Below are 7,258 nucleotides of genomic sequence, written 5' to 3' on the forward strand. Positions count from 1 at the left end.
GCGCACGGGGGCACCGCGGCCGGGCGGGGCGGTCAGCCCAGCGCCTGGCGCAGGTCGGCGAGCAGGTCGTCGATCGACTCGATGCCGACCGAGACGCGCACCAGGTCGGCCGGCACCTCCAGCGCCGAACCCGCCACCGAGGCGTGCGTCATCCGGCCCGGGTGCTCGATCAGCGACTCCACGCCGCCCAGCGACTCACCGAGGGTGAACAGCTGCGCCCGGTTGCAGACCTCGACCGCCGCCTCCTCGCCGCCGTTGACGCGGAAGGAGACCATGCCGCCGAAAGCCTTCATCTGCTTGGCGGCGATGTCGTGGCCGGGGTGCTCGGGCAGGCCCGGGTACAGCACCTGGCTGACCTTCGGGTGGCCCTGCAGCAGCTCGGCGACCTTCTCGGCGTTGGCGCTGTGCCGGTCCATCCGGACGCCCAGCGTCTTGATGCCGCGCATCACCAGCCAGGCGTCGAACGGGCCGGAGACCGCGCCCATCGCGTTCTGGTGGTACGCCACCTCCTCGCCCAGGCCCGCCTCGGCCAGCACCAGGGCGCCGCCGACCACGTCGGAGTGGCCGCCCATGTACTTGGTGGTGGAGTGCACCACCGCGTCCGCGCCCAGCGCGATCGGCTGCTGCAGGTACGGGCTGGCGAAGGTGTTGTCCACCACCAGCAGCGCACCGGCGGCGTGCGCCACCTCGGCGAGCGCGGTCAGGTCGGTGATGCCCAGCAGCGGGTTGGAGGGGGTCTCCACCCACACCGCGCGGGTGTTGGGCCGCAGCTGCGCCCGGACGTCGGCGAGGTCCTGGGTGTTGGCGACGGAGAACTCCACGCCCCACCGGGTGAGGACCTTCGCGAACAGCCGGAACGTGCCGCCGTAGGCGTCGTTCGGGATCACGATGTGGTCGCCCGGCTTGAGGATCGTGCGCAGCAGGGTGTCCTCGGCGGCCAGGCCGGAGGCGAAGGCGAGGCCGCGGGAGCCGCCCTCGAGCGCCGCGAGGCACTCCTCCAGCGCGGTTCTGGTCGGGTTGGCGGAGCGGCTGTACTCGTACCCGCCCCGCAGGCCTCCCACCCCGTCCTGCTTGTACGTGGAGACCTGGTAGATCGGCGTGACGACGGCCCCGGTCTGGGGGTCTGCTTCCTGGCCCGCGTGGATGGCGAGGGTCTCGAAGCCGTGAGGGTGCTGGTGCTCGGTCATGCCCCCGAGCCTAGTGCGCCACGGCCCGTCCGCACGGGCGGAGCGCACCGGCCGACCGCGCCCGCGGAAGGCTTGTCGGCGCGGCCTGGCAGGATGCCCCGGTGCCCGACACCCGTACACCCGTCCGCCCCGGCTTCCGGGGCGACTTCGAGATCCACCTGACCGTCGCGCCGCGGCAGGCCGCCGCCCTCACCGGCTGGGCGGCCGCCCGCGGCCTCAAGGTGGTCGACATCGCGCTCTCCCGCGGGGCCGTCCCGCGGCAGCCGATGCTCACCCTCACCACCGCCGGCACGCTGGCCGAGGCGGCCGCGCTCGCCGGACGGACGGCCGCCGCGGCGGACGCGGCCGGCTTCGCGGTGCTCCGCACCAAGATCGAGGCCGCGCCCTGGACCGACGGGGTGCCCGCCACCGACGACGAGGCGCGGTCGCTCGGGCCCGCCTACTACTTCGAGCACCACGTGAAGCTGCTGCTCGACGGCGAACCCCCGGCCGCGCTGGCCGCCGTCGCCGAACGGCACGCCGCCCACCTCTCGCACAACGCCCGCCGGTTGAGGCCCGACGGGCGGCGCGAGCACTTCGTCACCCAGCGCTGCCGGCTGGTCGGCTCGGCCACCGCCGGCGCCCGCCTCGGCCTGCTGCTCGACGACCTGTCCGACCACCACATCCAGTCCGTCGAGCGGGAGTTCGCGGTGCTCGACACCGCCGAGGAGCTCGACGCCGGCTGGATCGACGAAAGGCCGCACCGATGACCGACGACTGGAACGCCCTGGGCTACGGGCCGTGGGACGCGGACCTGCGCGTACCGCCGCGCCGGCCGACCGCCGAGGAGCGCTCGGACCTCGAACTGCCCCGCTCGCTCTACCCGGTGGCCGATGAGCGGGCCGTGCAGCGGCCGGTCTTCGACCCGTCGCTGCTCGGCTACACGAAGGCGATGCGGGCGGGCGAGCCCGAGTTCGCCGACCCGGCCGTCGGCGAGCGCTGGTACGCCGCGCGCCGCACCGCCCTGGACACCGTGCTCGCCGCGGTCGCCGGCTCGCCCTGGGCGGACCACCTGGTGCTGCGCGGATCGGTGCTGCTCACCGCCTGGTTCGGGGCGGACGCCCGCGAGCCCGGCGACCTCGACTTCGTGGTCACCCCGGGCGACTGGGAGCTGGAGGACCCGCGGACCGACGGCATGCTCGACGGCCTGGCGGCCGCGGCCGAGGCGCTCTCCGGCAGCGTCCGGCTGCACGCCGCGGGCGCCGTCCGGGACGAGATCTGGACGTACGACCGGGTGCCGGGACGCCGCCTGGTGCTGCCCTGGACGGCCGACGGCGTGCCCGGCGGCACCGTCCAGATCGACTTCGTCTTCACCGAGCCGCTGCCCGCCCCGCCGGTCCGCACCGCGATCCCGCCGCTCGCCGGAGCCGGGGAGCCCGCGCTCCTGCTCACCGCGGACCGCGGGCTCTCGCTCGCCTGGAAGATCCTCTGGCTGGTCACCGACGGCTTCGCGCAGGGCAAGGACCTGTACGACGCGGTGCTGCTCGCCGAGGCCGGCGGCCTGGACTACGGGCTGCTGCGCGACGTCTTCCTCGGCACCGACGACGGCTGGTGGGCGACCCGCCCGGTCGGACCCGAGGACATCGCGGAGCCGCTGGAGTGCGTGGAGTGGGACGAGTTCCGCAAGGACCACCCCCGGGTCGGCACCGCCGAGGAGTACGCCGCCCGGCTCCTCGCCGCCCTGGCCCCCACCTTCGCCGGCCGCACCGGGGACGAACTGCGCGCGGTCTGGGAGCAGCCCGCCTCCGGCGGCACCCGCTGAGACCGGTCCGGGGACCGGCGCACCGCGGCCGGTTCCCGGACCGGCATGATCACCGGGCACGCGGATCGGCGTTGGGCCGGGGCCGGACTCCTCGCAGCGTCCCCCCGCCGCCGTACCGCCGGCAGCAGCGGGCCCGCCGCCGGGGCGTTCCTGCGCGCGGAGTGCCGCGGGCCGGGGGCGCCCGGCGGTCAGCCGGCGGTGGCGGCCGGGGCCCGGTCGCCGGCCGGCGGCTCGAAGCCGGCCAGCATCTGCTCCAGTGCCGCCTGGTCGGGGCCCACGAAGGGCGCCGAGCCGGCCGTCGAGCCCAGGGTGTCGATCATCCGCCCGGTCATGCCCGCTGCGGGCGGCAGGTGGGTGGAGAGGACGAGCTCCGGGTCCCGGTCCCGCAGCAGCCGGAAGGTGTCGAGGAACCGCTGCTCGTCGACGTTCTGCACCCAGGGGCTGTCGACGGTCGCCCACAGCAGCTGGGCGGCCCGGAGGTCCTCCGCGCCGACCGCGCCGACGTCCTCCGCCTGCGCCAGCTCCGCGCTGGGCAGCGGCCCGCCGAAGCAGTCGGAGCTGAAGCACACCCCGGTCAGGTCGTCGAAGAGGCCGACCGTCGCCGGGTTGTCGAAGAGCGGCGGCCGGAACCCGGTGAGGGTGCGGTCGCCGACGTCCAGGGACTGCCCGGGGTTGAGCAGGTGGAGCCGGTCCAGCGGCAGCGGCCGCTCGCAGGACATGATGCCGACCGACACGAAGGTGGTCACCAGCCGCGCCCGGGGCGCCGCGTCCAGCAGCGCGAAGATCCCGCCGGTGTGGTCGCGGTCCGGGTGGGTGAGCCAGATCCACCGCACGTCGGCCGGGTCCAGCACCGAGCCGAGGGTCTCCAGGAAGTCCCGGTCGGACAGGCCGAGTCCGGTGTCGACGACGACCGGCTGGGCGGCGTGCAGGACGAACGCGTTGACCGGGATGTGCCCGATCCCGGGCACCTCGAGGCTGTCGCTGAGGACGCTGACGCCGGGTCGGACCGTGTGCACGGGCATGGCAACCTCCCACCCCCCCGGGGGCGACCGCCGCGACCTCACCCTCCATCGTCGGCCCCGACCGGGCCCGGCCGCACCCCGGGAGCGGTGCCGGGCGGGTCGGGCCGGGGCGTACGCTGCCCCCGTCGGCCGCCGCGGAGGGGCGTCGGCCGCGCAGCGGACGCGAGGGGGCGGCGTGGCCGAGGTGCTGCGGTTGGAATTCGAGCGGTGGCGGCGGGTGGCGTCCGTGGTGGTGACGTTCCTGCTGCTGGGCGCCGTCCCGGCGCTGTTCGCCGTGCAGTCGTCGGGGCCGTGGGGCGTCCGGGGCCCGATCGCCGGGGTGTTCCTGCTGCTCGGGCCACTCGTCGGCGTGCGCGCTGGCGGGTACGCCGTCCGCTGCGGACCGGACGATCTGGTGGTGCGCGGCTTCCTGCGCACCCGCCGGATCCCGGTGGAGGCCGTCATCGCCGTCCGGACGGACGTGGTGGTCTGGTGCGACCGGCGCGGGCGGCTGCGGCGGACGGTGCTCTGGGGGCTGCGCGAGAGCCACGGGCGGGGACCCGATCTGGGCCTCGACGCCAGGAAGAGGGCCCTCCGCGAGGAGCTCGGGCGCTGGGCCCACCGCACCGTGCGCAAGGGCCTGGACCGCCGGATCCGCGCGGTGGGGGAGCTGGACGACGACGCCCTGCGCCGGGAGGTCATGATCGCCCGTGCGGGCGGCCAGGGCGGCTGGGAGTACCTGCGCAGGAGAGCCGAGGCCGAACTCATCGCCCGCGGACCGGCCCTGCCCGCCGACGGCGGACAGGGCTGAGCGCCCCGCCCCCGCGGGCACCGGGCCGACGGCGCGTCAGAGTGCGCTGCCGGCCTTCCAGTCGGCCCAGCTGAGGTTCCAGCCGCTCAGGCCGTTGGACGGGACGACGGTCTTGTCACCGGAGTTGACCACCTCGACGACGTCGCCGACCATCGAGCCCTTGAAGAAGACCGCGGCGTCGGTGGTGGGGTCGCCGCCGCCCTTGACGTCGCGCAGCGCGACGCAGCCGTGGCTGAGGTTGTCCGCCCCGAAGGCGTCCGCGGGCGACCAGTAGTTGCCGTGGATGAAGGTTCCGGAGGCGGTGAGGCGCTGGGCGTGCGGCACGTCCGGGATGTTGTACTCGTCGCCGAGGCCGACCGTGGTGGAGTCCATCTTGGTCTGCTCGTACTGCTCGGAGATGACGAGCTTGCCGCCCCAGGTGCGGTGGTCGGGGGCGCCGCCGATGATCGGGTAGGTCGCGGTGACCTGGCCGTCGGTGGTGACGGTGAGGGTGTGCGCGGCGAGGTCGGCGACGCTGGTGCGGCTGCGGCCGACGGTGAAGGAGACGCTCTTGGACTGGGTGCCGTAGACGCCCCTGGCGCCCTCGACGTCCTTCAGGCGCAGCTTCAGGGTGACGGTGGTGCCCTTGGCCCAGTAGTCGCGGGGGCGGAAGTCGAGCCGGGTGCTGGAGAACCAGTGCCCGACGACCTCGACGCCGGTGTCGGCGGTGACGGTGATCGCCTGCTCGACGGCCCTGCGGTTGATGATCGGCTTGTTGAAGTTGATCGAGACCGGCATGCCGACGCCGACGGTGGAGCCGTCCTCGGGGGTGAAGTAGCCGACGAAGGTGTCGGCGGGCGAGGCCGTGGCGAACTCGGCGTGGGCGTCCGCCTCCAGGCCGTCCTTGTCGGTCGCGGCGGCGGCGACCGAGTAGCTCGTGCCGCTGCTGAGCGGGCCGCTGGAGATCCAGGAGGCGCCGTCGGCGGAGCGGGTGCCGGGTATCGAGCGGCCGCTGCCGTCGGTGACGGTGACCGAGGAGAGCGTCCCGGCGGTGGCGGTGACGGTGACCGGCCGGGTGAAGGGGGCCGCGGTGGCCCCGTCGGCCGGGGATATGGATATGCGGGCCGCGGAGGTCTTCGGGCCGGGCGTCGGGCTCGGGGTGCCGGTGGCTCCGCCGACCCCGGCGGCGGTCGTCCCGGCGGCGCCGGAGGACGGTGCGGGGGTGTCGTTGCACGCGGCGACGAGCAGGACGGGGGCGCCGAGCAGGCCGGCGAGGACTCCGCGGCGGGTCCATGTGGCCCTGGTTCCGCGCTCCTGCTTCTCGGGTCCCGTCACCTTGTTCTCCCTGCTGTTCGGCCGGTGCGCGCGGGGTGCCGCGCACGGAACGGAATCAAGCACCGCAAATCGGGTGAACAGCCGCGAATGCTTGAGACCGTACGATAGTACAAGTCATACCTCCAAAACGGACAAAAGCCCGGCTCGGAAAGCTCCGAACCGGGCCTGACGTGGCGGAACTCACGCCGGGGCAACGGGTGTCCGGCGACTGTCCACCGCGGACTACTCCGCCGACTCCTCGACCGTGTACTCGTCCCAGCTCTCGTCCTCGGGGTCGAACTCGGTCTGGGCGGACTCCCAGGTGGCCGAGGTCAGCTCGATGCCGGGGACGTCGCCGAGCAGCGCCACCGGGTCGATGAAGTGGGCGAGCGAGCCGGACGGGTCCACCTCGATGGCCTCGACGGACTGGGCGCGCTCCTCGTCGTCGAGGTACTCGTCGTTCTCGACCTGGGCGAGCGCGGCGGCCTTGAGGGCCTGCTCATCGGTGATCTCGGCGATGAGCTCGATGCTGAGGCGTACGTAACGCGGTGCGTCCTGCGCGGGCAGGTCAGTGCTGGTCATGGCGGCGAGCCTAGGTCAGCGGACGGGCGGACCCAAATGGAACGGGCCGGTGCCGCCGGCACTCCGGCCGGGCGGGCGCACACGGGAAGGGCCGGCCCCCAGAGGCTGGGGACCGGCCCTCCCGTCTCCGCCGGGGCTCCCCCACCCGGGAGCCGCGGAGACGCGCCTTTCGGCGCGATGGGTGCCGCGGGGGTGCCGCACCCTGTCTTCCGCCCCGGCCCGAAGGCCGGAGCCGACAGGGGCGGGACGACGGCAACCCCCGCGGGCGGGACACGGAGGGCCGGGTCAGGGCCGACCGACGTGTCCGTGGTGACTGCGGTCCGGGGAGCCGCTCCCGTTCCGCTGCCACCATGCTCGGCGTCTTGCCGTTGACCAATACGATGCCGGACCGTTGTTAACGCGTTGGTACGCCGGCGTGACGTCGGTGTACCAACCGGCCGGGCGGCGTCCTTTCACCTGTTCGGTGCACCGGGGCGCGGGCGCGCCCCCCCCCCGCCGGGGGGGGGGGGGGGGGGGCGGGGGGGGGGGCGGGGGGGGGGGCCGCGCGCCGCTGCAGGCGGGTGTGGGAGACCGCCGGGGTGGC

The 7,258-nt window shown here is 74.8% G+C and carries 7 protein-coding genes; 3 read left to right on the top strand and 4 right to left on the bottom strand.

What is annotated here, in order from left to right:
• Positions 1 to 32 precede the first annotated feature (32 nt).
• Complete coding sequence (locus ACFV0G_RS18605) at positions 33 to 1,187, bottom strand: cystathionine gamma-synthase (protein WP_380548433.1); 1,155 nt, start codon at positions 1,185 to 1,187, stop codon at positions 33 to 35.
• 101 nt (positions 1,188 to 1,288) lie between these two features.
• On the opposite strand from ACFV0G_RS18605, the gene ACFV0G_RS18610 reads away from it, so the two are divergent.
• Together ACFV0G_RS18610 and ACFV0G_RS18615 are read left to right on the top strand one after the other, a co-directional pair.
• Entirely contained in the window at positions 1,289 to 1,936 is a 648-nt protein-coding gene (locus ACFV0G_RS18610) for a hypothetical protein (protein ID WP_380548437.1), read from the top strand.
• Positions 1,933 to 2,988 carry a nucleotidyl transferase AbiEii/AbiGii toxin family protein gene (locus ACFV0G_RS18615; protein ID WP_380548440.1) on the top strand — a complete coding sequence of 352 codons (1,056 nt, stop codon included), beginning with the start codon at positions 1,933 to 1,935 and terminating at the stop codon, positions 2,986 to 2,988. The genes ACFV0G_RS18610 and ACFV0G_RS18615 overlap by 4 nt, the downstream gene beginning before the upstream one ends.
• 188 nt (positions 2,989 to 3,176) lie before the next feature.
• Here ACFV0G_RS18615 and ACFV0G_RS18620 read toward each other — a convergent pair whose 3' ends face one another.
• The gene (locus ACFV0G_RS18620) at positions 3,177 to 4,010 is read right to left on the bottom strand and encodes an MBL fold metallo-hydrolase (RefSeq protein ID WP_380548443.1); all 834 of its coding nucleotides are present in this window, start codon (positions 4,008 to 4,010) and stop codon (positions 3,177 to 3,179) included.
• 175 nt (positions 4,011 to 4,185) lie between these two features.
• Between ACFV0G_RS18620 and ACFV0G_RS18625 the strand changes: the two genes are divergently transcribed.
• Positions 4,186 to 4,800 (top strand): hypothetical protein, encoded by a 615-nt coding sequence (locus ACFV0G_RS18625; protein ID WP_380548446.1) that lies wholly within the window; start codon positions 4,186 to 4,188, stop codon positions 4,798 to 4,800.
• 36 nt (positions 4,801 to 4,836) lie between these two features.
• Here ACFV0G_RS18625 and ACFV0G_RS18630 read toward each other — a convergent pair whose 3' ends face one another.
• Positions 4,837 to 6,114, bottom strand: coding sequence for an Ig-like domain-containing protein (locus tag ACFV0G_RS18630; protein ID WP_380548449.1), 1,278 nt, complete (start codon positions 6,112 to 6,114; stop codon positions 4,837 to 4,839).
• 222 nt (positions 6,115 to 6,336) lie between these two features.
• On the bottom strand, positions 6,337 to 6,675 hold the full coding sequence (locus ACFV0G_RS18635; RefSeq protein ID WP_380548452.1) for a hypothetical protein: 339 nt from the start codon (positions 6,673 to 6,675) through the stop codon (positions 6,337 to 6,339).
• Positions 6,676 to 7,258: the final 583 nt, after the last annotated feature.

The sequence above is a fragment of the Kitasatospora sp. NPDC059571 genome (assembly GCF_042735675.1).
Taxonomy (GTDB): Bacteria; Actinomycetota; Actinomycetes; order Streptomycetales; family Streptomycetaceae; genus Kitasatospora.

Coding starts and splice junctions, on each gene's coding strand:
- ACFV0G_RS18605 (WP_380548433.1), bottom strand. CDS start 1,187: ATGACCGAGCACCAGCACCCTCACGGCTTCGAGACCCTCGCCATCCAC.
- ACFV0G_RS18615 (WP_380548440.1), top strand. CDS start 1,933: ATGACCGACGACTGGAACGCCCTGGGCTACGGGCCGTGGGACGCGGAC.
- ACFV0G_RS18620 (WP_380548443.1), bottom strand. CDS start 4,010: ATGCCCGTGCACACGGTCCGACCCGGCGTCAGCGTCCTCAGCGACAGC.
- ACFV0G_RS18635 (WP_380548452.1), bottom strand. CDS start 6,675: ATGACCAGCACTGACCTGCCCGCGCAGGACGCACCGCGTTACGTACGC.